The 23772-nt window shown below is 71.5% G+C and carries 20 protein-coding genes; 15 read left to right on the forward strand and 5 right to left on the reverse strand.

Annotation, left to right across the window (positions count from 1 at the left end; translation table 11 throughout):
* Positions 1-50: 50 nt before the first annotated feature.
* Together WFJ17_RS06070 and WFJ17_RS06075 are read right to left on the reverse strand one after the other, a co-directional pair.
* A complete protein-coding gene (locus tag WFJ17_RS06070) occupies positions 51-656 on the reverse strand; it encodes a TetR family transcriptional regulator (protein ID WP_251444632.1) in 606 nt (201 codons plus the stop codon).
* 58 nt (positions 657-714) lie between these two features.
* On the reverse strand, positions 715-2205 hold the full coding sequence (locus WFJ17_RS06075; protein WP_336647940.1) for an APC family permease: 1491 nt from the start codon (positions 2203-2205) through the stop codon (positions 715-717).
* A gap of 145 nt (positions 2206-2350) precedes the next feature.
* On the opposite strand from WFJ17_RS06075, the gene WFJ17_RS06080 reads away from it, so the two are divergent.
* The 9 genes from WFJ17_RS06080 to WFJ17_RS06120 all read left to right on the forward strand — a co-directional run bounded on the left by WFJ17_RS06080 (position 2351) and on the right by WFJ17_RS06120 (position 13014).
* The gene (locus WFJ17_RS06080; protein WP_336647941.1) at positions 2351-3514 is read left to right on the forward strand and encodes a DmpA family aminopeptidase; all 1164 of its coding nucleotides are present in this window, start codon (positions 2351-2353) and stop codon (positions 3512-3514) included.
* Positions 3515-3549: 35 nt separating this feature from the next.
* A complete protein-coding gene (locus tag WFJ17_RS06085) occupies positions 3550-4149 on the forward strand; it encodes a pyridoxine/pyridoxamine 5'-phosphate oxidase (RefSeq protein WP_292880961.1) in 600 nt (199 codons plus the stop codon).
* Complete coding sequence (locus tag WFJ17_RS06090) at positions 4146-4577, forward strand: cupin domain-containing protein (protein WP_336647942.1); 432 nt, start codon at positions 4146-4148, stop codon at positions 4575-4577. Before WFJ17_RS06085 ends, WFJ17_RS06090 begins: the two co-directional genes overlap by 4 nt.
* Before the next feature lie 81 nt (positions 4578-4658).
* Positions 4659-5699: a TIGR00730 family Rossman fold protein gene (locus WFJ17_RS06095; RefSeq protein ID WP_292880955.1), complete on the forward strand. Its 1041-nt coding sequence runs from the start codon at positions 4659-4661 to the stop codon at positions 5697-5699.
* A 167-nt stretch (positions 5700-5866) separates the two neighbouring features.
* Entirely contained in the window at positions 5867-6853 is a 987-nt protein-coding gene (nusA, locus tag WFJ17_RS06100) for a transcription termination factor NusA (protein ID WP_292880952.1), read from the forward strand.
* A gap of 48 nt (positions 6854-6901) precedes the next feature.
* Complete coding sequence (locus WFJ17_RS06105; protein WP_251444618.1) at positions 6902-7192, forward strand: YlxR family protein; 291 nt, start codon at positions 6902-6904, stop codon at positions 7190-7192.
* 59 nt (positions 7193-7251) lie between these two features.
* Positions 7252-10017 carry a translation initiation factor IF-2 gene (gene infB, locus WFJ17_RS06110; RefSeq protein WP_336647943.1) on the forward strand — a complete coding sequence of 922 codons (2766 nt, stop codon included), beginning with the start codon at positions 7252-7254 and terminating at the stop codon, positions 10015-10017.
* Positions 10018-10165: 148 nt separating this feature from the next.
* On the forward strand, positions 10166-10597 hold the full coding sequence (rbfA, locus tag WFJ17_RS06115) for a 30S ribosome-binding factor RbfA (RefSeq protein ID WP_251444614.1): 432 nt from the start codon (positions 10166-10168) through the stop codon (positions 10595-10597).
* Between the two features lie 281 nt (positions 10598-10878).
* Positions 10879-13014: a LuxR C-terminal-related transcriptional regulator gene (locus tag WFJ17_RS06120; protein WP_336647944.1), complete on the forward strand. Its 2136-nt coding sequence runs from the start codon at positions 10879-10881 to the stop codon at positions 13012-13014.
* An 87-nt stretch (positions 13015-13101) separates the two neighbouring features.
* Here the strand turns inward: WFJ17_RS06120 and WFJ17_RS06125 are convergent, their stop codons facing one another.
* The gene (locus tag WFJ17_RS06125; RefSeq protein ID WP_336647945.1) at positions 13102-13998 is read right to left on the reverse strand and encodes an A/G-specific adenine glycosylase; all 897 of its coding nucleotides are present in this window, start codon (positions 13996-13998) and stop codon (positions 13102-13104) included.
* Between the two features lie 59 nt (positions 13999-14057).
* Between WFJ17_RS06125 and truB the strand changes: the two genes are divergently transcribed.
* From truB to WFJ17_RS06155, 6 genes are all read left to right on the forward strand, one after another.
* Positions 14058-14954 (forward strand): tRNA pseudouridine(55) synthase TruB, encoded by an 897-nt coding sequence (gene truB, locus WFJ17_RS06130; protein ID WP_336647946.1) that lies wholly within the window; start codon positions 14058-14060, stop codon positions 14952-14954.
* On the forward strand, positions 14951-15322 hold the full coding sequence (locus WFJ17_RS06135; RefSeq protein ID WP_295034207.1) for a hypothetical protein: 372 nt from the start codon (positions 14951-14953) through the stop codon (positions 15320-15322). Before truB ends, WFJ17_RS06135 begins: the two co-directional genes overlap by 4 nt.
* 135 nt (positions 15323-15457) lie before the next feature.
* Positions 15458-15877: a hypothetical protein gene (locus WFJ17_RS06140; RefSeq protein WP_251445376.1), complete on the forward strand. Its 420-nt coding sequence runs from the start codon at positions 15458-15460 to the stop codon at positions 15875-15877.
* Positions 15874-16872 (forward strand): bifunctional riboflavin kinase/FAD synthetase, encoded by a 999-nt coding sequence (locus WFJ17_RS06145; RefSeq protein WP_336647947.1) that lies wholly within the window; start codon positions 15874-15876, stop codon positions 16870-16872. Before WFJ17_RS06140 ends, WFJ17_RS06145 begins: the two co-directional genes overlap by 4 nt.
* Positions 16873-17091: 219 nt before the next feature.
* A complete protein-coding gene (locus WFJ17_RS06150) occupies positions 17092-19236 on the forward strand; it encodes a DEAD/DEAH box helicase (RefSeq protein ID WP_336647948.1) in 2145 nt (714 codons plus the stop codon).
* Between the two features lie 217 nt (positions 19237-19453).
* Positions 19454-20482 carry a 6-phosphofructokinase gene (locus WFJ17_RS06155; RefSeq protein ID WP_251444599.1) on the forward strand — a complete coding sequence of 343 codons (1029 nt, stop codon included), beginning with the start codon at positions 19454-19456 and terminating at the stop codon, positions 20480-20482.
* A gap of 111 nt (positions 20483-20593) precedes the next feature.
* Here the strand turns inward: WFJ17_RS06155 and WFJ17_RS06160 are convergent, their stop codons facing one another.
* Together WFJ17_RS06160 and WFJ17_RS06165 are read right to left on the reverse strand one after the other, a co-directional pair.
* Positions 20594-21427 carry an endonuclease domain-containing protein gene (locus WFJ17_RS06160; protein WP_336647949.1) on the reverse strand — a complete coding sequence of 278 codons (834 nt, stop codon included), beginning with the start codon at positions 21425-21427 and terminating at the stop codon, positions 20594-20596.
* A gap of 199 nt (positions 21428-21626) precedes the next feature.
* Positions 21627-23723 (reverse strand): S9 family peptidase, encoded by a 2097-nt coding sequence (locus WFJ17_RS06165; protein ID WP_442927974.1) that lies wholly within the window; start codon positions 23721-23723, stop codon positions 21627-21629.
* Positions 23724-23772 lie beyond the last annotated feature (49 nt).

The following is a 23772-nucleotide window of genomic DNA, read 5'->3' on the forward strand; positions in this document are numbered from 1 at the left end:
GAAGGCCCCGGGACCCGCCAAGGTCGCGGGGCCTTCGGCGTCCGTGCGGGTCACTCCTGCGCGTCGAAGGCGCAGCCGAGCGCGAGGGAGGCGTAGGACAGGATGTTCGCGCGGTAGGTCGGGGCGCCGAGGTCGAGCCCGATCAGCGGATACAGATCGTAGGCGTCCTCGAGCGCGACGATGTTGCGTGCGATCACCGTGAGGTCCGCGGCGGGCCGGAAGACGCCGAGCGCCGCCCCGATCTCGATCGTGGACCGGTACAGGCCCACCTGGCGCTCCACGATCGAGCGATGCAGCGGTCGGTACTGCGGCTGCTCCCGCAGCAGCGGGATGCTCTCGTAGGCCATGCGCAGGTGGTCGCTGATCTCGTCGGGAACGCCGGCCTCGACGAGCTTCGCGAGCCGCCGGATCGGATCCGGTTCCTGCTCGGCGATCGTGCGGCGATGCTCGTACATCTCCTCGAGCACGCCCTCGACGGTCGCATACATGAGGTCGTCGAAGCTCGGGAAGTAGTAGAGCACGCTGCCGGCGCTCACCGAGGCCTCGGCGGCAACGGCGCGCACATTGGTGGCGTTCAACCCGCTGCGTCCCGCGACGCGGCGGGTCGCGGAGATCAGCTCGGCGCGCCGTGCGCTGTGCTTGTGCGGTGCCGGCACGGCGACCCCTTCCTGCGTGGTGACCGGGTCGCCGTGTCCGGATGCGGCGGCCGTGGGCTCAGCCCTCGTCGTCGACGACCACGGTGGTCAGCTCAGCATAGTGCCGGGGGTTGCGGACCCTGAGCACGAACCCGATCACGATCCCCGCGAGGAACAGGACGGGTGTCGGGGCGAGCAGTGCCAGGTTGATCGGCCCTTCCACCCCGGAGACGAGGCTGAAGTTCGTCGCGATGAGGATCCATCCGACGATGAGGCCGAGCGCGCCGAGGGCCGGGGCGACGAGCACGCGCCAGACGCTGTGCCCTCGACGGTCGCGCAGGAAGAAGCCCACGACGGCGATCGCGGCGACCGCCTGCGCGAACACGAGGCCGGCCACGCCGACGGAGTAGACGGGCAGGGCGAAGCCGAGGAACGGGTCGGCGCCGGTGGCGAGCGTGATGACGATCGCGGCGAGCGAGATGATGCTCATCACGAGGCTGGCATGGTGCGGCGCCTGGGTCTTGATCTGGGTGCGGGCGAGCCAGCCGGGCAGCAGGCGCTCGCGTCCGATCGAGAACAGATAGCGCGTGCAGGCGTTGTGGAATGCGAGCAGGCAGGCGAAGAAGCTCGTCACGATGAGGATCCGCATCGTGATCGACGCCCAGAGACCCAGGTACTGCTCGCCCGCATCGAAGACCATGTCCTGGAAGGTGTCCTGCTGAGCGAGCTTGAGCACGCCGTCGACGCCGAAGGCGACCGTGAGGATCCAGAACGTGAAGGCGTAGAAGACGCCCAGGAACGCGATCGCGATGTAGGTCGCCATCGGCACCGTGCGGGCCGGCCGGATCGCCTCCTCCGTGTAGATCGCCGTGCTCTCGAAGCCCAGGTAGGCGCCGAATCCGAACACGAACAGCGCGCCGCTGCCCGCGGCGAAGAACACGTTCTGCGGGGCGAAGGCGGCGAACGAGATCGGCTCGGGCCCGCCCTGGGCGAGCACGCCGATGGCGAGGACCAGCAGGATCGCGACCTCGGCGGTGAGCAGCACGGCGAGCACCTTCGCCCCCACGTCGATCTTGCGGTAGCCGAGGATGCCGACGGCGAGGAAGGCGATGAGCGCGTATACGGTCCAGGGCAGCTTGATCCCGAAAAGCGCGTCGAAGGTCATCTCGCCGAAGAACCCGACGAAGCCGTAGAAGCAGATGCAGAGGGCGGCATAGGAGAAGATCGTGACGAACACGATCCCGATCCCCACCGGCTTGCCGAGACCCTTCGTCCCGTAGATGTAGAACGCTCCCGCGTTGCGCACGTACCGGGACATCGCGGTGAAGCCGACCGCGAACAGCATCAGGACGACGCCCGAGGCGAGCATCGCGCCGGGGCCGCCGATCCCGGCGAGGCGGAAGTCGGTGGGGGCGGCACTGGCGACCACCGTGAGCGGAGCCGCGGCGGAGATCACGAAGAAGACGATCGCCCAGACGCCGAGGCGGCGGCGGGCGAGTGCGGTGCCGCCGGTCAGCGCGGGGTCCGGCGGGGCGGCGGTCGAAGAATCGGCGGGGGACGGTCGAGACATCATCGGCTCCTGGTGGGATCCGCCGTGGCATCGGGACAGCCGCGGCGCTTGAACAGTGATTCAAGAGGGTTAACTCGATCCTGTCAAGCAAATGAGAAGGATCTGTCGTAAACTTCTGAACAATCGTTCAGAGTAGATCGGAACCATGATGACGTCACGTCCCTCCTCGCAGCAGCGGGAACGGCGCCCGCGCGCCCGCGACCTCGGCATCGTCTTCGACGGCGAACCCGGTGCGCTCGACGCGATCACCGATGTCCCCGGCCTCGAGGTCGGCTTCACGACGCTCGTGACGGGGGAGGGGGCCCACGCCGCGCGCTCCGGGGTGACCGCGATCCTGCCGCGCGGACGCGCCGGCGTGGGCGACGCGTGCGCGGCCGCGGTGCACTCGTTCAACGGCAACGGGGAGCTCACGGGGCGCAGCTGGATCGACGAATCCGGATCCCTCGCCCTGCCGATCGCGATCACCAACTCGCACGCGGTGGGAGCCGTGCACGCCGGCGTCGACGCCTGGCTCGCCGCGACCCGTCCCGACCTCGCGGCGCAGTGGCTGCTGCCGGTCGTGGGGGAGACCTGGGACGGGTACCTCAACGACATCAACGGCGGTCACGTGCGTCCCGAGCACGCGGCCGAGGCGCTGGATGCGGCGAAGGCCGGACCGGTCCAGGAGGGGAGCGTCGGCGGCGGAACCGGGATGAACTGCTACGGCTTCAAGGGCGGCACGGGCACGGCCTCCCGCGTCGTCCGGCACGGGGAGGACGAGTACGTCGTCGCCGCGCTGGTCCAGGCGAACTTCGGCTCCCGATCGGAACTGCGCTTGGGTGGCATCCCGCTCGGGCAGCGGACCGCGGCACCGAACCCGATGGACGACACCGACTGGTTCGCCGAGGACCGCGCCCGCGGGCGGGCCGTGAGCGGAGCCGGGTCCGCGATCGTCGTGATCGTCACGAATGCACCGCTGCTGCCGGGGCAGTGCGCGGCGCTCGCCCGCCGCGGCGCACTGGGACTCGGTCGCAGCGGAACCGCGGGCAGCCATTTCTCCGGCGACATCGTGCTGGCGCTGTCGACGGCCAACTCCGGTGCGCTGAGCTCGGCGTTCCCCGCGGACGAGCCGGCCGGGTACGAGGAGCTGCGCTTCGTGCCCTGGGGGCGGATGGATCCGTTCCTCACGGCCGCGGTGCAGGCCGTCGACGAGGCGGTCTGGAACTCCCTCGTCGCCGCCGAGGACATGACGGGGCGGGACGGCCACGAGAGCTTCGCGCTCCCGCACGACGAGATCCGGGCGGCGGCGGCGCGGATCGCGGCGCGCTGAGGCGCCCCGGGGCGCGGATCCTGCAGGATGGGGGCATGCACACCACGCCCGCCGCCTGGTTGCGGTCGCGCCCGTCGCTGACCGGCTCCCCGCCCGCGCTCCATCCCGAATCGGTGACGGGCGATCCGCTCGCCCTGTTCCTGAACTGGATCACCGGGGCTGCCGAGGCGGGTGTCGCCGAGCCGCACGCGGCGACCCTGGCGACGGTCGATGCCGACGGCGTCCCCGACGCGCGCACGCTCATCCTCAAGGACGTCGACGAGCGCGGCTGGGCGTTCGCGGGAACCCGCTCCTCGGCAAAGGGCCGCCAGCTCGAGGCGACTCCCGCGGCCGCGCTGAACTTCTGGTGGCAGCCCGTGATGCGCGCCGTCCGCGTGCGCGGCCCGGTGCAGGAGGCCCCCGCGGGCGAGAGCGCGGCGGACCTCGCCGCGCGTCCCGCTTCCGCACGGGCCGGAGTGGCGGAGGGGGAGTGGGTGCTCTGGCGGATCGTGCCGAGCCGGATCGAGTTCTGGCAGGGGGCGGTGGATCGCCGGCACACCCGCATCGTGTACACCCGCCACGGGAACGGCTGGCTGCGAACCTGGAGCGACGGCGAGGGCGGTCGTGACGGCGCGGACGAGGGGGAGGGCGCATGAGCGACTACGAGATCACGAGCATCGGGGGGCCGGACGAGTGGCGGGCCTTCCACGGCGGGTTCGACGAGACTCGGTCGCGCGACGGCCGGCGGGTCGTCGACCACGAACTCACGATGCAGTACATCGGGATGACCGCCAACGCCCTGCTCCCCGGTGAGGAGGCGGGGTACTGGCACACCCATTCGCGGATCGAGGAGCTCTACGTGTTCCTCTCCGGACAGGGCCAGATGGGCGTCGGCGACGAGCTCGTCGAGGTCGGGCCCGGCACCGTGGTGCGTGTCGGCCAGGGCGTGCCGCGGACCTGGCGTGCGCGTCCGGACAGCCCCGGCGAGCTGCGCTGGCTGTGCATCCGTGCCGGCGGCGAGGCGCTGCCGCACCTGCCCGACGACAGCGCGCGCCTGCCGGAACGGCCGATGCCCTGGGCCTGATGCGGATGCGGATCCGGATCCGGATCCGATCGAAGGGCGCGGCAGCACCGGGCGTTCACGCGTCCGTGACACGCTGGGGGCATGACTGAGGAGATCCTCCCGCCGGCGCTGCGCGCCGAGATCAACGCCGTCCTCGACGACGCCGGGGTGCATGCCGACCGCCGCCTCGTGCTGCGGCTGCTGCAGACCGCGGTGCTGCTCGGCGAGGATCGCACGGATCGGCTCGATCTGAAGATCGCGTCCGCCGCGCTCAGCGAGATGCGCGAGGCGTTCCGGCTGTTCGCCCCGTTCCGCGGCGTGCCGAAGGTGACCGTGTTCGGATCGGCCCGCACGGCGCAGGACGATCCGCTCTACCGGCAGGCGCGGGACGTCGCGGCCGCGCTCGCCGCAGAGGGCTGGATGGTCGTCACCGGCGCCGGCCCCGGGATCATGCAGGCCGCCGCGGAGGGCGCCGGCCCCGAGCGCTCGCTCGGGGTGTCCATCCGCCTCCCGTTCGAGGAGAAGGCGAACGCGATCGTCGCCGACCAGGAGCACGTCGTCGCGATGAAGTACTTCTTCACGCGCAAGCTGATGCTCATGAAGGAGTCGCGCGGGTTCATCTGCCTGCCCGGCGGCTTCGGCACCCTGGACGAGATGTTCGAGCTGCTCACGCTGCAGCAGACCGGCAAGGCGGAGCCGATGCCGATCGTGCTGCTGGACGCGACCGGCGGCACGTTCTGGCGCGGTCTGGAGCGCTTCGTGCAGGAGGATCTGGCGCCGACCGGCGTGATCTCGCCGGGCGACTTCGACCGGGTGCGGATCACCGACTCCATCGCCGAGGCGACCGCGGCGATCACCGGTTTCTGGCACAACTACGACTCGCTGCGCTGGGTCGGCGACGTCCTCGTGCTGCGGCTGCGGAACGCCCCCACGGCCGAGGAGATCGCTCGACTCGACGAGCAGTTCGGATGGATGCTCGCGGCAGGGCGGATCGAGGCGAGCGGGCCGCTGCCGGTGGAGCTGGCGGACAAGGATGCGCTCGAACTCCCTCGGCTCACGCTGCACCTCGACCAGCGAGCCGTCGGAGGGCTGTTCCGGCTCATCGACGCCATCAACGGGCTCGGCTCCGCGTCGCGCGGCTGAGTCCTGCGCTTCTCTCCGCGAGCGCACCTCGGCGCCCGGGGGTGGATCCCCGCGGCGAAGGCGCGCGCGGGCGGCCGTCGATCGCGCCGGGAGCCGGGCCAGGGTATCGTTGTACGGATGTCGTGCGTGCGGATGTGCGCCGACGAGAGCTGAACAGGGAGGCCGCCATGGATATCGATCTCGGATTGCTGCGCACGATCGAGCGGGAGAAGGAGATCCCCTTCGACGAGCTGATCGCGATCATCGAACAGGCCGTCCTGACCGCGTACGCGAAGCACGACTCCCACGACGGCTCCCTCACGGACGGAACGCGCGTCGAGCTCGACCGCAAGACCGGCCACGTCGCCGTGATGGTGCCCGTCCTCGACGACGACGGGGCAGTGATCGGCGAGGAGGACTCGACGCCCGACGACTTCGGTCGCATCGCCGCCTTCGCCGCGAAGCAGGTCATCGGCCAGCGCCTGCGCGACATCGCCGACGACGCCGTGCTCGGCGAGTTCCGCGGCAAGGAGGGCGACATCGTCGCCGGCGTCATCCAGCAGGGCCCGAACCCGCGCATGATCCACGTGGACCTCGGATCCGTCGAGGCGATCCTCCCTCCCGAGGAGCAGGTGCCCGGTGAGGAGTACACGCACGGAACCCGCATCCGCGTCTACGTGACGTCGGTCGCCAAGGGGCTGAAGGGCCCGGCGATCACCGTCTCCCGCACGCACCCCGGGCTCGTCCGCAAGCTCTTCGCGCTCGAGGTGCCGGAGATCGCCGCGGGTCTGGTGGAGATCGTCGCGCTCGCGCGCGAGGCGGGGCACCGCAGCAAGATCGCGGTGAAGGCGAACGATCCCGCGATCAACGCCAAGGGCGCCTGCATCGGCGAGATGGGCCGGCGTGTCCGTGCGGTCACCGAGGAGCTGGCGGGGGAGAAGATCGACATCGTCGACTACCACCAGGATCTGGCGACCTTCGTCGCCCATGCGCTGTCGCCGGCCAAGGTCACGAGCGCGTTCGTGCTGGACGCGGGGACGAAGGCCGTCCGCGCCCTGGTCCCCGACTATCAGCTGTCGCTCGCCATCGGCAAGGAAGGGCAGAACGCCCGCCTGGCCGCGAAGCTCACCGGCGCCAAGATCGACATCCAGCCGGACTCGCTGCTCGATTCCTGAGCGCTCCCGGCCGGGTCGCGCACCGGCGGTCCAGATCCGAGGTGTAAGATGGAACCCGTACGAACGTGTGTCGGTTGCCGCGCTCGTGCATCTCGCGCCGCTCTGCTCAGGGTGGTCATCCGGAATGGTCAGCTCGTCTTCGACGAGCAGGCCGTGCTGCCGGGGCGGGGTGCGTGGGTGCATCCGACTCCGGAGTGCGTGGAGGTCGCTCAGCGGCGCCGCGCCTTCGCCCGTGCGCTCCGTGTGTCCCCTGTGCTGGAATTCCCGGAAGCAGAGAACATGCAGACCCTCGAGAAACGGCTGAACGGCTATGGAAACAAAGTGAACGGCTCGAAATGAGACCCGTCCGCGACTAGTGGTCTGCCCTGTCAGGGCGGACCGACCCTGACAGGAGAATTGTGGCTGGTAAACCACGCGTGCACGAGATCGCCGCTGAACTCGGCGTCGACAGCAAGTTCGCTCTCGCGAAGCTCAAGGAGCTCGGAGAGTTCGTGAAGTCCCCCTCATCGACCATCGAGCCTCCGGTGGCGCGCAAGCTGCGTGCTGCGATCGAGGCCGACAAGCCCGCCGGCGGCGCACCCGCGCCGTCTCCGGCGGCCAAGCCCGGCGGCTCCGCGTCGGCGACTCCGGCGACCGCCGGCGCGCCCAAGCCCGGTCCGAAGGCGCCGACCCCCGGTCCCAAGCCGGGTCCCGCCAAGCCCGCCGAGGCTGCTCCGGCGCCGGCTGCGGAGAAGCCCGCGGCTCCCGCCGCACCGGCGGCTCCGGCGGCCGAGAAGCCGTCCGCGCCCAAGCCCGGCGGATCCGCCGCGCCCAAGCCCGGCGCCCCGCGCCCCGGCAACAACCCGTTCGCCTCGTCGCAGGGCATGGGGCAGCGTCCCGCCGGTCCGCGACCGGGCAACAACCCGTTCGCCTCCCAGCAGGGGATGGGTCAGCGTCCGACCCCGGGCAACATTCCGCGTCCGCAGGCTCCGCGTCCCGGTTCGCCGCGCGTCGGCGCGCCTCGTCCCGGTCAGGGTGCGGGCCGTCCCGGCCGCCCCGGTCAGGGCGGTGCCGGTCGTCCCGGCGCTCCGTTCCAGCAGCGCACCGGCGGTCCCGGCCGTCCCGGCGGCGCCGGTGCCGGTGCAGGCGGCTTCCAGCGCCCCGGCGGCGCTCCGGCCGGCGGCTTCGCCGGTCGTCCCGGCGGCGGTGGCGGTCGCGGCCGCGGCCCCGGTGGGGGTACCGCCGGCGCGTTCGGCAAGGGCGGCGGCAAGAGCAAGCAGCGCAAGTCGCGGCGGGCGAAGCGGCAGGAGTTCGAGATGCGGTCGGCGCCGGTCGTCGGCGGCGTCAACGTCTCCAAGGGCAACGGCGAGATCATCCGCCTGCGTCGTGGCGCATCGATCGCCGACTTCGCGGACAAGCTCGAGGCCCTGCGCGGCTACACCGTGCAGCCCGGCACGCTCGTGACGATCCTCTTCAACCTCGGCGAGATGGCCACGGCCACCGAGTCGCTGGACGAGGCGACGTTCGAGGTGCTCGGCGCCGAGCTCGGCTACACGATCCAGATGGTCTCGCCCGAGGACGAGGACAAAGAGCTCCTCGAGGGCTTCGGTCTCGACCTCGAGGCCGAGCTGGAGGCGGAGAGCGAGGACGACCTCGAGATCCGTCCTCCGGTGGTCACCGTCATGGGCCACGTCGACCACGGTAAGACCCGACTGCTCGACGCGATCCGCCAGACCAACGTCATCGAGGGCGAGGCCGGCGGCATCACGCAGCACATCGGTGCGTACCAGGTGTGGACCGAGCACGAGGGCATCGAGCGTGCGATCACCTTCATCGACACCCCGGGTCACGAGGCGTTCACCGCCATGCGTGCCCGTGGCGCCCAGGTGACCGACATCGCCATCCTCGTGGTCGCCGCAGACGACGGCATCATGCCGCAGACGGTGGAGGCCCTCAACCACGCCCAGGCGGCGAACGTGCCGATCGTGGTCGCGGTCAACAAGGTCGACAAGCCCGAGGCCAACCCGGCCAAGGTGCGCCAGCAGCTCACCGAGTACGGTCTGGTCGCCGAGGAGTACGGCGGCGACGTCATGTTCGTCGACGTCTCGGCGCGGGCCAACACGGGCATCCAGGAGCTCCTGGACGCCGTGCTGCTCACCGCGGACGCCGGCCTGGACCTCACCGCCAACCCGAACAAGGCCGCACGAGGCATCGCCATCGAGGCGAAGCTCGACAAGGGCCGCGGTTCGGTCGCCACGGTGCTGATCCAGTCCGGAACGCTCCGCGTCGGCGACGCGATCGTCGCGGGCACCGCGTACGGACGCGTCCGCGCCATGATCGACGAGAACGGCGATGCGGTCGAGGCCGCGGCTCCGTCCCGTCCGGTCCAGGTGCAGGGTCTGAACTCGGTCCCGCGTGCCGGCGACGTCTTCATCGTCACCGAGGAAGACCGCATGGCGCGCCAGATCGCGGAGAAGCGCGAGGCCGTCGAGCGCAACGCACAGCTGGCCAAGGCCCGCAAGCGCATCTCGCTCGAGGACTTCACCCGTGCACTCGAAGAGGGCAAGGTCGAGACGCTCAACCTCATCATCAAGGGCGACGTGTCCGGTGCCGTCGAGGCGCTGGAGGAGTCGCTGCTCAAGATCGAGGTCGACGACTCGGTGCAGCTGCGCATCATCCACCGCGGCGTGGGCGCGATCACCGAGTCCGATGTGAACCTCGCGACGATCGACAACGCGATCATCGTGGGCTTCAACGTCCGTCCCGACACCAAGGCCCGCGAGGCCGCGTCCCGCGAGGGCGTGGACGTGCGGTTCTACTCGGTCATCTACAACGCGATCGACGAGATCGAGAACTCCCTCAAGGGCATGCTCAAGCCGGAGTTCGAAGAGGTCCAGTCGGGTGTCGCCGAGATCCGCGAGGTGTTCCGCTCCTCCAAGTTCGGCAACATCGCGGGTGTCATCGTCCGCTCCGGCACGATCACGCGCAACGCCAAGGCGCGCGTCATCCGCGACGGCGTGGTCATCGCCGATGGCCTCGCCATCGAGTCGCTGCGCCGCTTCAAGGACGACGTCACCGAGGTCCGCACGGACTTCGAGGCCGGTATCGGCCTCGGCAAGTACAACGACATCCAGGTCGGCGACGAGATCGAGACGACCGAGATGGTGGAGAAGCCGCGCGCCTGATCGGCTCGTGGTTTCGCAGGATGGCATCGTGTGTCGCCTTGGCCGGGGGCCCGGCCCGCTTCGCGGGCGCCCCGGCAGGCGCCACACGATGCCATCCTGCTCCGCCCGTCGATCAGCGTCGGACGAACAGAAGTGAGAGGGTAGGGACATGGCCGGAGAACGACAGGCACGACTCGCGGACCGGATCCGCGTCATCCTCGCCGAGCGGCTGGAGAAGGGGCTGCGGGATCCGCGCCTCGGCTTCGTGACGATCACGGACGTGCGCGTGACGGGCGATCTGCAGCACGCCTCCGTGTTCTACACCGTGCTCGGCTCGGAGGAGGAGCGCGTGGCCTCGGGCGCTGCGCTGACCTCCGCGACCGGACTCCTGCGCAAGGAGGTCGGCGCTCAGCTCGGCGTGCGGCTCGTGCCCACGCTCGAGTTCATCCCGGACGCGCTGCCCGAGAACGCCGACCACATCAGCGATCTGCTCCGCCAGGCGCGGGAACGCGATGAGGAGGTCGCGAAGCTCGCGGCCTCAGGCAGCTACGCCGGCGATGCCGACCCGTACCGGGTCGAGGAGGAAGAGCCTCAGGACTAGGCCGCGTCATCCGCGACTCCGGTCGCCGTGCGGCGCACCGCATTCGCTGAAGGCCCCGGGAGCATGGCTTCCGGGGCCTTCAGCGTTGCGCCCCGGTTCCATCTCACGCACCCGCACCCGCATTCTCAACAGGGTTCAAGAACTTTGGCGCGGGGAACGCGCCTTGCTAGCATCCGACGACGCGCGCGGTGTCGCGCGCGATCGACGACAGCGGGGGGCTGTACGAGATGGATGGCACGGCGCGAGCGCGCCTGGGGGCGCTTCACCCGTCGAGATCGCCGATGGGCGTCGCACCCGATCCTGCCGTGCCGCCGCCGGAGCCGGCTCCGCGCGGGTCCGATTGGGGCGGCGCCGAGACCGCACCGCATGTGCACAGCGCCGTCCGCGCCGCGTGCGGAGGCGAGCCTGCGCTGACCGCGGAGGTGCTGGCCGCGCTGAGTCCTGAGCAGCGCCGAGGGTGGCGCGCACTGCCCGACCCGTTGCCGCACGTGCCCGCGTTCGACGCCTATCGCCGACAGGCGGTCCCGCAGGACATCGACGCGGGACTGCTGCTCGCCCTCGCGCTGTGCGGCGTCGGAGGGCTGCCGGTGCTGGGGCTGCTCACCGGATCATCGTCGGATCGGATCGCGGCGTCCCCGCTCGGTCGTCTCGTGCGCCTGCGCGGCGGCGCGTTCCGTCTCTCCGATCCGGCGCTGCGGGCTTCGGTGCTCGCCGCATCGACCACGGGCGAACGGATCGGCGCCCACCGGCTGCTCGCGTCCGCGTTCGAGGAGACCGGCGACCCGCTCGCCGCGCTGTGGCATCGTGCCCGCGGCGCGGTGTGCGGTGACCCGCGGCTCGTCGAGCCCCTCCTGGACCGCGCCGGCGCCGCCCTGCGAGCCGGTTCGGCGGATTGCGCCTGGGCGTTCGCGACGGAGGCCGTGGAGCATGCGCAGTCCGGCACGGACGCGCTCCCCGAGGCGCTGCTCTGCGCGGCGCACGCGGCGCTGGCCGGAGGCTGCGTCGTCGACGCCCTGGAGTGCGCGGAGGGAGCGCTGCGACTCGACGGCGCGCATCGCGATGCGGCACGGGCGACGTTCGTGCTCGCGCATGCGCTGCGGCACGGGACCGTTCCCGGTCCCGAGAGGCTGCTCCCCGGCGACCCGGCCGTGCCGGGCTTCCACCATGCGGCGGTGCTGGGGGCGTCCCTCAGCGCCGAGCGCGGCGACCATGAGCGCACCATCGCCTGGCTCGCGGCGGGCGCCCGCGCCGAGCACGCCTCTCAGGACCGGATCGCGCTGCGGGCCTGGTGCGAACTCCTGGCGGGCGAGGGCACGGGGGCGACGGCCATCGGCGACGGCGACGAGATCCGACGGGTCGCGCGCGCCCTGTGCGCCGGGCTGCAGGGCGACCCCGATGCCGGGCTGCGCGCTCTCGCCGAGCCGGAGCCCCGCGACGCGCCGGAGGTCGCCGTGGGGCTTCCGGTGCGGGGGCCGCTGCTCCGTGCCCGCCGGGCCGTCGCCGAGGCGCTGCTGCACGTCTGGGCCGGAAGGATCGGCATCGCGCGCGACCTGCTGCGCTCCGCCGCCGATCGGCTGCCGGTCGCGTTCCCGTTCGGCGGTCTCGCGGTGTCGCTGTCGCGCCGACTCGATCTGGCGGTCGACGGTCGGATCGGAGCGTGGTCGAAGAGCCTCGAGGCCGCAGCGCCCTGGGCACGCGAGCCGGGCGGCTTCGTGGACCGTGCCATCGGCGCCTATCTGCAGGGACGCAGCGACGAGGCCGCCGTGCACCTCCGGCTCTGGGACGACCGGGGTCGTCCCGCCGAGCGGTTCGGTCTGCCTGGTCTCGACGAGGTCGGTCCGCTGAGCGCCTCGGGCGGCCTGGAGCCCCCGGAGACCACGACGGCGCGCCGCCTGCGCGCGCGCGTGCGGGCGGCACGGGAGGCGTCCTGGCGCGCCGACCTCGAGACCGTCGCCGAAGAGAGTCGCGGGGTCCGCTCGCCGTTCGAACGCGCGAGGGTCGAGGCGCTGCTGGGATCGACGTGCGCCGCGCGCGGTGACCTCGGCCGCGGCGTACGGCACCTGCGGGCGGCGCAGAGCCTCTTCGAGGAGGCCGGCGCGCGCGCCTGGCGTGGACTGGTCGAGCGGCGGCTGCGGGCGATGGGGGAGAGGGCCCCGATCGGCGGGGGCGCTGCGGACTCCAGCGCGCAGCCGGCGCTGGAGGTGTGCCGTGCCGTCTGGGATCCGATCCTCACCGCCCGGGAGATGGAGGTCGCGCTGCTGATGGCGGACGGGCGCCCCAACCGGGAGATCGCCCACACGCTCCACGTCTCGGTGCGGACCGTGGAAGTGCACGGCGGACGGATCTTCGCCAAGCTCGACGTCCGCACGCGGCATGAGCTGACGGTGCTCGCGCATCGCACCGACCAGCACCTCTGATCCTCCGGCGCCCTCCCGCCGCGGCGCCGATCTGCGGCGCGTCGATCCCGGTCGCCCGGCGGCGCATCAGGGCGTCCGGCGCGGGGGTCAGCGCGGGAGCAGGAGCATGCCGTCGGCCGCCTCGAGCAGGCCGTCCGCGATGAGCGAGTCGATCGCACGGTCGCGCTGAGCCGGATCCGGCCAGTCGGAGAGCACCGCCTCCGCAGGCAGACGATGATCGTCGGCGTGCCGGAGCGCGCGCAGCACTCCGCCGCGCGCCTGCCGATCCGAGCCCTCGTAGCGGGCCTGCTTGCGCCGCCGGTCCTCACTCGGGGGATAGCCGGCCGCACGCCAGGCGCAGAGCGCTGCAAGAGGGCAGCGTTCGCAGCCCGGACTCCGGGCCGTGCACACCGTCGCGCCGAGCTCCATCGTCGCGGCGTTCACGACGGCCGCCCCGTCGCGCTCGGACGGGAGCAGCGCGAGCATGTCGTCCAGGTCGCGCCGTGCGGGCGCGTCGGGCTGGGCCCTGCCGTGCACGGCGCGGGCGATCACCCGGCGCGTGTTCGTGTCGACGACCGGATGGCGATCCCCGAAGGCGAACGCCGCGACGGCACGCGCCGTGTAGTCGCCGATGCCGGGCAGTGCGAGCAGCTCCGTCACCTCGCGCGGCGTGAATCCGCCGTGCTGATCGCGGATCGCGATCGACGCGCCGTGCAACCAGAGCGCACGCCGCGGGTACCCCAGGTTCGCCCACTGCTGGAGCACCTCGGCGCCGGTCGCGGATGCGAGCGAGGACGGATCCGGCCAGCGTGCGAGCCAGGCCTCCAGGTGCGGGATCACCCGCGTCACCGGGGTCTGCTGGAGCATGAACTCGCTCACCAGCACGCCCCAGGCGCCGTAGCGCTCGAGGTAGTCGGCCCTGCGCCAGGGCAGATCCCTGGCGTGCGCGCGGAACCACGGGATCAGCGCGGACGCGACGGATGCTGCGGCGGGGGAGTCGGGCACGGGACTCCACGCTACCTCCCCGTTCCGGGCCTGGCTCGCGCACGCCCTAGGCTGGGAGGATGGCAACCAGCGGCATCCTGCTCGTCGACAAGCCGGGCGGGATGACGAGTCACGACGTCGTCGCCCGCACCCGCCGGGCGTTCGGCACCCGGAAGGTCGGACACGCGGGCACCCTCGACCCGATGGCCACCGGCCTGCTCGTCGTGGGCATCGAGGCGGCCACGCGGCTGCTGACCTTCGTGGTCGGCGCCGACAAGACGTATCGGGCGACCATCCGCCTCGGACAGAGCACCGGCACGGACGACGCGGACGGCGAGATCGTCGCGACCGCCGACCCGGAGCGCGTGGCCGCGATCACCTCGGCTGAGATCGCCGAGGGTGTGGCCGCCCTGACCGGAGAGCTCTCGCAGGTGCCCAGCGCCGTCTCGGCGATCAAGGTCGACGGGCGCAGGGCGTACGACCGGGTGCGTGCGGGCGAGGAGGTCGTGCTCGCGGCCAGAGACGTGCTCGTCTCACGGTTCGACGTGCTCTCCGACTCCCCGGCCGATGGGGGGACCCGCGATCTCGACGTGATCGTCGACTGCTCCTCCGGCACCTATATCCGCGCCCTCGCCCGCGACCTCGGCGCGGCTCTCGGCGTCGGCGCGCACCTCACCGCGCTGCGTCGCACGAGGGTCGGTGCGTTCGACGTGGCCGAGGCGGTGGCGCTCGACGATCTCGCCGGGGCGCAGCCGCTGACAGCGGCCGCTGCGGCGGCGCGGATCCTCCCCGTCCTCCCCGTCTCCGCGCAGGAGGCCGTCGATCTGCGGCACGGCAAGCGCCTGGTCGGCCAGCGGGCTCGGCTCGAAGGCGCGCGCGCCGCTGCGATCGATCCGGACGGCGTGCTGATCGGGATCGTGGAGCGACGCGGCGACGACCTGAAGAGCGCCATGAACATGCCGGAGGGAGCGTCATGATCCTGTGGTTCACCGTCGTCCAGCTCGCGGTCGCGGTCGCGGCCGGGCTCTTCTGCCTCATCATGGGCTTCGCGGGGAAGCGTCCGAACGACTGGACGGTCGGATCCCTGGCGCTCGTCGAACTGCTCCTCGTCGTGCAGGTGGTCATGGCGATCGTGTCGCCGTTCGCCGGGAACCCCGCGCTGGGCGATCCGCTGGAGTACGGGGTGTATCTCGTGTCCGCCGTGCTGCTGCCGATCGGCGGGGTGGTCTGGGCGCTGCTCGAGCGGTCGCGGTGGAGCACCGTGATCCTGGGCGTGGTCGCGCTCTCGCTCGCCGTGATGATCTGGCGGATGCAGGTCATCTGGACCACGCCCGTCGGCGGCTGAGCACCGCGCCGAGGCGCGGACGCCGTGTCCGTCCGGGTCCGTAGAATGGGGAGCGCCATGAGCACCGCGCGACCCACGACCCCGTCCGACTCCTCTCAGCCCGAGGGATCGTCCGCCGCACCGACCCGACCCCGGATGCGGGGCATCGGCCGCGTGCTCGTGATCGTGTACGCGGTGATGGCGCTCGGCGCCACCGGGCGCTCGTTCGTGCAGATCGCCCGTGCCTTCGACCAGGCTCCGCTCGCCTACACGCTGTCCGCCGTGTCGGCCGTGGTCTACATCGTCGCGACGCTCGCGCTGATCTGGTCCGGCCGACCCGGCTGGTACCGCGTCGCCTGGGTCGCCATCGTCTTCGAGCTGGCCGGCGTGCTGATCGTCGGCACCCTGAGCCTCACGCACCCCGCGCTCTTCCAGCATCAGACCGTGTGGTCGCAGTTCGGCCTCGGGTATGTGCTGATCCCGCTGTTCCTGCCCATGGCGGGATTGTGGTGGCTGGTCGTGCATCGTCCGTCGGGCCGCGTGCCGGCGGCTGCACCCGAGGAGGCCGCGGCATGATCGTGTTCCGTGATCCGGCCGAGATCCCCGCAGACTTCGGGCGCACGGTCGCCGCGATCGGCAAGTTCGACGGCGTGCACTCCGGCCACCGCGCGGTGTTCCGACGGGCGCAGCTGGATGCGGCGCGCCTCGGCGCGAAGACCGTCGCGGTGACGTTCGACCGCAATCCGCTCAGCGTGCTGCGGCCCGACCGCTGCCCCGACGACCTGGTGTCGGTGCAGCGCAAGATCGAACTGCTCGCCGACTGCGGGCTGGATGCGGTGCTGGTGCTCACCTTCGACGAGCAGCTGGCGGCGCGCGAAGCCTCGGACTTCGTCACGTCGATCCTCGTCGACGCGCTGCACGTGGCCACCGTGCTCGTCGGCCGGGACTTTCGCTTCGGCCGCGGCGGCAGCGGAACGCCCGCGCTGCTCGCCGAGCTCGGCGCGCAGCACGACTTCACGGTCGACGAGATCGAGGATGTCTTCCTCGAGGGCACCGACCGCCGCGTCTCCTCGTCATGGGTGCGCGAGCTGCTGTCGGTCGGCGACGTCGCCCTGGCCGGTGCGGTGCTGGGGCGCCCTGTCTCGGTGCGCGGGGAAGTGGTGCACGGGCTCAAGCGAGGCCGTGAGCTGGGCTTCCCGACGGCGAACCTTCCGGCGCTTCTCGACGAGATGGTCCCGGCGGACGGCGTCTACGCGGGGCGGCTCGTGGACCACACCACGGGGATCGTGCATCCTGCGGCCATTTCCGTCGGGACGAATCCCACGTTCGACGACGTCGCGCAGCGTCAGGTGGAGGCGCACGCGATCGACAGCCCGGGACTCGACCTGTACGGTCACGACGTGACGGTGGAGTTCACCCATCGGCTGCGCGGCATGACCGCGTTCGACAGCCTGGAGTCGCTCATCGCGGGCATCGACGCGGACGTCGTGCAGGCGCGCCTGCTGCTGGGCGTCCCGGCGAAGCCCGGGGTGCTCGGCACGTCCGACGTCCCGGACTCGCGCACCGAGTGACCGCACCACGGCGGGAGTGGCGTAAGCTGAGCGCGAACCCGTTGTGATCGACGTGCGCGATGCACGCCTACGGGGTTCGCCGTCCGCCCGGTCCGCGCGCTGCCGACCGACAGTCGCCGTCCGCGGACACCGCATCGTCCGCAGGTCCTGCCGTCCGGACGGTCATTGTTCGGATCAGTCGCCGTCCGCAAGGGGACGGCATCCACGCTCAGGAGGAGCATGCCGACCACGGCGACCGCCACCCGGCGGAAGAAGACGTCGCGCCGAGACGAGGACGCGCCGCTGATCCCGATTCTCGCGCGCAAGGTCCGCGAGATCGAGGCCAAGGCCCAGCACGGGAAGCTGGGGCCCACCAACCGCGTCAAGTTCCAGGTGATCGCCTTCCTGGTGCGCGAGGAGCGCGCCAGGGTGAAGGGCGATGCGGAGCTCGGCGACTCCGCGCGCGCCGAGCAGCTCAAGCGGCTGGACGGCGTGGCCACGATCCTGGCGAAGACCGCGGCCCGCGACACCTCGCTGATCCAGCTGCTCGAGGCGGATCAGGCGACCAGCCCCGTCGCGAAGCGCATGCGCCGCGATTGGCTGCTGGAGTCCGGCGCCGAGCTGGCGCCCGAGGAGCTCGTGATCGCCGACGTCGCCCGCGTGCAGCAGGCGCCGGTCGTCCCGGCCGCGCTGGCCGAGCGCCAGGTCGCTCCGCCGTCGGTGGAGTCGCGGATGCTGGCGAACCCGTTCCTGGCGCCCGACCTCACGCCCCGCCCTGCGGTGACCCCGCGCCGCCGCCTGGACGGCTGGGAGCTGATGGGGCCGCTGTACAAGGCGTTCGAGTCGGGAGCGGGCGGATCCGCCGCGTCGATGGAGCTGCCCCCGCTGCCCGAGCACGACCACATCTCGCCGAAGGGCCTGGAGGTGATGGTGCACCAGTCCCGGTTCCTCGAATCCGTGCGGGCAGGCCACCGCTCCTTCCTGCTCGCCGACGAGCCGGGCCTCGGAAAGACCGCGCAGTCGGTGCTCGCCGCCTCGGTGGCGGACGCGTATCCGCTGCTCGTCGTGGTGCCGAACGTCGTGAAGATGAACTGGGCGCGCGAGGTGGAGCGGTGGACGCCGCAGCGCCGCGCCGCGGTGATCCAGGGCGACGGGCAGGACGTCGACGCCTTCGCCGACGTCTTCATCGTGAACTACGAGATCCTGGACCGTCACCTGTCCTGGCTCGGCGAGATCGGCCTGCGCGGCATGGTCGTCGACGAGGCGCACTTCATCAAGAACCTGTCCTCGCAGCGCTCGCAGAACGTCCTGGCCCTCGCGACGCGGATCCGGGAGCAGTCGCCGAACGGGCGCCCGCTGCTCATGGCGCTGACCGGTACGCCGCTGATCAACGACGTCGAGGACTTCGACGCGATCTGGCGCTTCCTCGGCTGGACGAACGGCGAGCGGCCTTCTCCGGCGCTGGCGGACAAGCTCGACGCCACCGGGCTCACTCCGGCCGACAAGGCCTTCTACGGTGAGGCCAGGGACGCGGTCATCTCGATGGGCATCGTGCGCCGCAAGAAGAAGGACGTCGCGGCCGATCTGCCGGACAAGCTCATCGCCGACCTGCCCGTGCAGCTCGACGACGAGTTCGGCCGCAGCATCAGGCAGGCGGAGGCCGAGCTGGGCGCGAGGATGGCGGCGAAGTACCGCCGGATCATCGAGGCACGCGGTGAGCGCGGCCTCGCGCACGGCGAGATCGACGAGGACATCGTCCGGCTCGTCGCGCACGGCGAGCTGGAGGAGTCGAAGGCGGCCGGAACCGGGGGCGACAACGTCTTCACGATGGTGCGCAAGATCGGGCAGGCCAAGGCGCTGCTCGCGGCGGACTACGCGGCACAGCTGCAGCGTTCGGTGGGCAAGGTCGTGTTCTTCGCGAAGCACGTCGACGTGATGGATCAGGCCGAGGCGCACTTCGCGGCGGCCGGGATCCGCTCGGTGTCGCTCCGCGGGGACCAGACCGCCGTGGCCCGGCAGCAGGCGGTCGACGCCTTCAACGGCGATCCCGAGGTCGGCATCGCCGTCTGCTCGCTGACCGCCGCCGGAGTCGGCGTCAACCTGCAGACCGCCTCCAACGTGGTGCTCGCCGAGCTCAGCTGGACGGCCGCGGAGCAGACCCAGGCGATCGACCGCGTCCACCGCATCGGCCAGGACGAGCCGGTCACCGCATGGCGGATCATCGCGGCGCACACCCTCGACACGAAGATCGCGGAGCTCATCGACCAGAAGCAGGGCCTCGCGGCCCGGGCGCTCGACGGCGAGGCCGTGGAGGAGGGGGCGAGCGAGTCGGTGCAGCTGGCGGCGCTCATGCATCTGCTCCGGGAAGCGCTCGGCGGCAACTGACACGAGTCCCGCCGGAACTGAAAAGAACGGCACTTCTTCGCCTGGTTTTCGGCGATGGAGTGCCGTTCTTCGTCAAGAACGCGAGAACTCGGTGAGTGGGTGTGTAAGAAGCCGGGTTTTCGGCGGTGTCGAATGGCGTCGGAGCGGGAATCGGCACTAGGGTCGAACGTGGCAACGGCGCCGCGCTTCCCTCTCCCTTCCCTCCCGAGGACGTCCTATGAAGATCGGCATCCTGACCAGCGGCGGCGACTGCCCCGGCCTGAACGCGGTCATCCGCGCCATCGTGCTCAAGGGCACCGAGGCGTACGACCTCGAGTTCGTCGGCATCCGCGACGGCTGGCGCGGCGTCGTCGACGGCGACTTCTTCCCGCTCACCCGGCATGAGGTCAAGGGCCTGTCGAAGGTCGGCGGAACGATCCTCGGCACGAGCCGCACCAACCCCTACGAGGGGGCGCGCGGCGGTGCCGAGAACATCGCCAAGACCCTGTTCGGGCACCGGATCGACGGCATCATCGCGATCGGCGGCGAGGGCACGCTCGCGGCGGCGGACCGCCTGTTCAAGGAGGGGATCAACGTCGTCGGGGTGCCCAAGACCATCGACAACGATCTGCGGGCCACGGACTACTCGTTCGGCTTCGACACGGCCGTCAACATCGCCACCGAGGCGATGGACCGTCTGCGCACCACCGGCGATTCGCACCGGCGCTGCATGGTCGCCGAGGTGATGGGCCGTCACGTCGGCTGGATCGCTCTGCACGCGGGCATGGCGGCCGGGGCGCACGTCATCTGCATTCCCGAGGTGCCGATGTCGCTCGACGAGATCGCCGCCCTCGTGACCAGCGCGAACGATCGCGGACGTGCGCCTCTCGTCGTCGTCTCCGAGGGGTTCAAGCTCAAGGACATGGAGGAGGCGTACAGCGACAAGGGGCTGGACGCGTTCAACCGTCCGCGCCTCGGCGGCATCGGCGATCTGCTCGCCCCGGAGATCGAGCGGCTCACGGGCATCGAGACCCGCGCGACCATCCTGGGGCACATCCAGCGGGGCGGCGCACCGTCGGCCTTCGACCGCGTCCTCGCGACACGCCTCGGCATGCACGCCGCCGATGCGGTCGTCGACGGGGCGTGGGGCCAGATGGTGGCGCTGCACGGCACCGAGATCGTCCGCGTGCCGTTCGCCGATGCGCTCGGCGAGCTGAACACCGTTCCCCGCAACCGCTACGACGCGGCGGCGACCCTCTTCGGCTGAGCCGAACGGCGCTTCTCCCGAGAACAGGTCGATGTCCCGAGATCAGGCGGATCCGCTCGGATCCGCCTGATCTCAGTCGATCCGCCATGGTTCGGGAGTCACGGCGGGCCGTCAGCGTGCGAGGTGGAGGCCCTGTGCCATGGCCGCCCGCACGCTCTCCTGGACGAACGCCTTCTCGAACAGGACCTGCGCGTAGTCGAACCGCAGCACGGTGTATCCGCGCACGGCGAGACGCGCGTCGGCGCGGATGTCGCGCCTCCGATCCGCGGCCGTGCGGTGGTGCTCGAAGCCGTCGAGCTGCACGATGAGGCGATCGCCGATGAGGATGTCCACGGGATGGCCGTCGATCCACACCTGCTGGCGCACCCGGACGCCGATCTGACGCATGAGCTCGACGAAGTGCGTCTCCAGCCCGGAGTCGGAGAGGGCGCCAACCGATCGGGCGAGCAGGTGTGCGCGTGTGGAATGCCACCCGACGCGCTGGAGCACCTCCGCGCTGATGAGGTTCTTGCGTACCGCGGATTCCCAGATGGCCAGGGCATCCGCCGTCGGCTGGCAGCGCGCCACCTGGAAGAGCACGTTGATCAGAGGGTCGGCGATCGCGCGCGGCGCGAAGGGTGCGGGACCTTTCGCCCAGTGCAGCCGCACGGCCGGATCCTGAGCGCCGGCGGTCTTCGGAGGCACGGCGATGTGGGACTCCGGCGCGTCGGGCACCCAGAGCTGCAGCGCCTTCGCCTGCGTGACGCAGGTCACCCGTCCGCTGAAGCGGACCGCGTGCGCAGACGCCTGATCGACGCCCGGGCCCAGGATCCACGATCGCCGGACGCGGGTGACGAGCCCCTGGGCGGCCGCGGCGCCGATGAGGTGCTTGCTGAACCCGGCGCGGTACAGGTCCGAGGTGTGTGCGACGCCGTCGTGCGCGGCGAGCCAGGAGAGCAGGTCCATGGGGACAGCGTGACCCTCGGACGCCCGGATTCGGGGTTGTCCACAGGCGAATCGAGGGATTCCGATTGTGGAGGACGAACGTGTCGCCTCCCGAGGACAGGTGGATCGACCGAGATCAGGCAGATCCGAATCGGATCCGCCTGATCTCGGTCGAAGCGCCTCGCCCGGGGCGGAGCAGCCCGACGCGCACGTCGCGTGGTCAGGCCGCGGTCGCTCCCAGCCGGTCCAGGATCCAGGCGAGCTCGAACGCGCGCTCGCGCCAGGAGTTGTAGCGTCCGCTGACGCCGCCGTGTCCCGCGACCATCTCGCATTTCAGCAGCACGTCCTCGGCCCCCGCGTCACGCAGGCGGGCCACCCACTTCGCGGGCTCGACGTAGAGCACGCGCGTGTCGTTGAGCGAGGTGACGGCGAGGATCGAGGGGTAGGCGACGCCGTCCCGCACGTTCTCGTAGGGCGTGTACGACTTCATGTAGGCGTACACCTCGGCGTCGTGCAGCGGGTCGCCCCACTCGTCCCATTCGATGACGGTGAGCGGGAGCGAGGGATCCAGGATCGTGGTGAGGGCGTCGACGAAGGGGACCGAGGCGAGCACGCCGCCGAACAGCTCGGGCGCCAGGTTCACGACAGCGCCCATGAGCAGTCCGCCGGCGCTGCCGCCCTCGGCCACCAACCGGGCGGGCTCGGTCACGCCCGAGGAGACGAGGTGGCGGGCCGCGGCGACGAAGTCGGTGAAGGAGTTGACCTTCTGCCCGAGCTTGCCGTCCTCGTACCACTGCCGGCCCATCTCGCCGCCGCCGCGCACGTGCGCCACCGCGAACACCACGCCGCGGTCGAGTGCGCTCAGGCGCATGACCGAGAAGCCGGGGTCGATCGAGTGCTCATAGGAGCCGTAGCCGTACAGGTGCACCGGGCGCGGTGCGGCGCCCGGCTCGCCGAACGAGCGCTTCCACACCAGCGAGATCGGCACGAGCGTGCCGTCCTCCGCGACGGCCCAGTCGCGGCGTTGCCCGTACGCGGACGGATCGTAGCCGCCGAGCACCGGCTGGCGCTTGCGCAGATGCAGGGTCCGCGTCGCCAGCTCGAGGTCGTACACGGTCGACGGCGTCACGAAGGAGCCGTAGCCGAGGCGCAGGAACGGCGGAGCCCATTCCGGATTGCCGCCGAAGCCCGCCGAGAACAGCGGCTCGTCGAAGCCGAGCTCCTCGAGGTCGCCGGTCGCCGGATCCATCAGCGCGATCCGCTCGAGTCCCTCGAACCGGTACGCGACGACGGTGACGTCCCGGAAGGCGTCCACGTCCAGCAGGCGGCGTCCGGGCGTGTGCGGGAGCACGACGCGGCGCGGTCCCTGCGGGTCGTCGGCGGAAACGGCGACCAGCTCGAAGTCGAGCGCGTCGTCGTTGTGCAGCACGAGCAGCTCGTCGCGCCCCGCCACGACCGCATGCTCGACCGAGTACTCCACGCCTTCGCGGCGAGGCCACACGACGCGAGGCGGGGCGGTGAGATCGTCCAGGTCGACGAGCAGCTCCTCGCTCGTGATCGAGGAGCCGACGCCGATCACCAGGTACTTGCGGCTGCGGGTGATCCCGGCGCCGAGCCAGAACCGCTCGTCGGGCTCGTGGAACAGCTGCACGTCCTCGGAGACCGGCGTGCCGATCCGGTGCAGCCAGAGGGTGTCCGGCCGCCACGAGTCGTCGACGGTCGTGTAGAGCACGGCGGTGCCGTCGGGGGTGAAGAACGCCCCCGACGTGCCGGGGATCTCGTCGGGCAGCGTCTCGCCGGTGCCGAGTTCGCGCACCCGCACGGTGTAGCGCTCGTCGCCCTCGAAGTCGGTGGACCAGAGCAGCCTCGTGGCGTCGTCCGACACGTCGAAGGCGCCCATCGCGAAGAACTCGTGCCCCTCCGCCTCGGCGTTGCCGTCGAGCAGGATCTGCTCGCCGGGCACGGGCGCGGCGGCGTCCAGCACCGGAGGCGTCCAGTCGTCCGGGGCGGAGACCGCCGCGCGGCACTGCAGGCCGTACTGCTGCCCCTCGACGGTGCGGCCGTAGTACCACCAGTCGCCGCGGCGGGTCGGCACGGAGAGGTCGGTCTCCTGCACGCGGCTCTTGATCTCCTGGAACAGCGTCTCGCGCAGCGGCTCGAGGTGAGCCAGGCGGGCGTCGGTGTACGCGTTCTCCGCCTCGAGGTGGGCGATCACCTCGGGATCCTCCTTCGCCCGCAGCCAGTCGTAGGGGTCGTCGAAGACGTCGCCGTGGTGGGTGCGCGGATGGGACCGGCGCGCGGCGCGCGGCGGGGCGATCGGGGAGGGGGAGGAAGGTGCGGAGACGGAGGTCACGTCACCACGCTAG

It is taken from the genome of Microbacterium sp. MMO-10 (assembly GCF_037148715.1).
Classification (GTDB): Bacteria; Actinomycetota; Actinomycetes; order Actinomycetales; family Microbacteriaceae; genus Microbacterium.

What these genes read in the sequence shown, in the direction of transcription:
- WFJ17_RS06075 (WP_336647940.1), bottom strand. Translation starts at nt 2,205, where the DNA reads ATGTCTCGACCGTCCCCCGCCGATTCTTCGACCGCCGCCCCGCCGGAC.
- WFJ17_RS06080 (WP_336647941.1), top strand. Translation starts at nt 2,351, where the DNA reads ATGATGACGTCACGTCCCTCCTCGCAGCAGCGGGAACGGCGCCCGCGC.
- WFJ17_RS06085 (WP_292880961.1), top strand. Translation starts at nt 3,550, where the DNA reads ATGCACACCACGCCCGCCGCCTGGTTGCGGTCGCGCCCGTCGCTGACC.
- WFJ17_RS06090 (WP_336647942.1), top strand. Translation starts at nt 4,146, where the DNA reads ATGAGCGACTACGAGATCACGAGCATCGGGGGGCCGGACGAGTGGCGG.
- WFJ17_RS06095 (WP_292880955.1), top strand. Translation starts at nt 4,659, where the DNA reads ATGACTGAGGAGATCCTCCCGCCGGCGCTGCGCGCCGAGATCAACGCC.
- nusA (WP_292880952.1), top strand. Translation starts at nt 5,867, where the DNA reads ATGGATATCGATCTCGGATTGCTGCGCACGATCGAGCGGGAGAAGGAG.
- WFJ17_RS06105 (WP_251444618.1), top strand. Translation starts at nt 6,902, where the DNA reads ATGGAACCCGTACGAACGTGTGTCGGTTGCCGCGCTCGTGCATCTCGC.
- rbfA (WP_251444614.1), top strand. Translation starts at nt 10,166, where the DNA reads ATGGCCGGAGAACGACAGGCACGACTCGCGGACCGGATCCGCGTCATC.
- WFJ17_RS06120 (WP_336647944.1), top strand. Translation starts at nt 10,879, where the DNA reads ATGGGCGTCGCACCCGATCCTGCCGTGCCGCCGCCGGAGCCGGCTCCG.
- truB (WP_336647946.1), top strand. Translation starts at nt 14,058, where the DNA reads ATGGCAACCAGCGGCATCCTGCTCGTCGACAAGCCGGGCGGGATGACG.
- WFJ17_RS06135 (WP_295034207.1), top strand. Translation starts at nt 14,951, where the DNA reads ATGATCCTGTGGTTCACCGTCGTCCAGCTCGCGGTCGCGGTCGCGGCC.
- WFJ17_RS06140 (WP_251445376.1), top strand. Translation starts at nt 15,458, where the DNA reads ATGCGGGGCATCGGCCGCGTGCTCGTGATCGTGTACGCGGTGATGGCG.
- WFJ17_RS06145 (WP_336647947.1), top strand. Translation starts at nt 15,874, where the DNA reads ATGATCGTGTTCCGTGATCCGGCCGAGATCCCCGCAGACTTCGGGCGC.
- WFJ17_RS06150 (WP_336647948.1), top strand. Translation starts at nt 17,092, where the DNA reads ATGCCGACCACGGCGACCGCCACCCGGCGGAAGAAGACGTCGCGCCGA.
- WFJ17_RS06155 (WP_251444599.1), top strand. Translation starts at nt 19,454, where the DNA reads ATGAAGATCGGCATCCTGACCAGCGGCGGCGACTGCCCCGGCCTGAAC.
- WFJ17_RS06160 (WP_336647949.1), bottom strand. Translation starts at nt 21,427, where the DNA reads ATGGACCTGCTCTCCTGGCTCGCCGCGCACGACGGCGTCGCACACACC.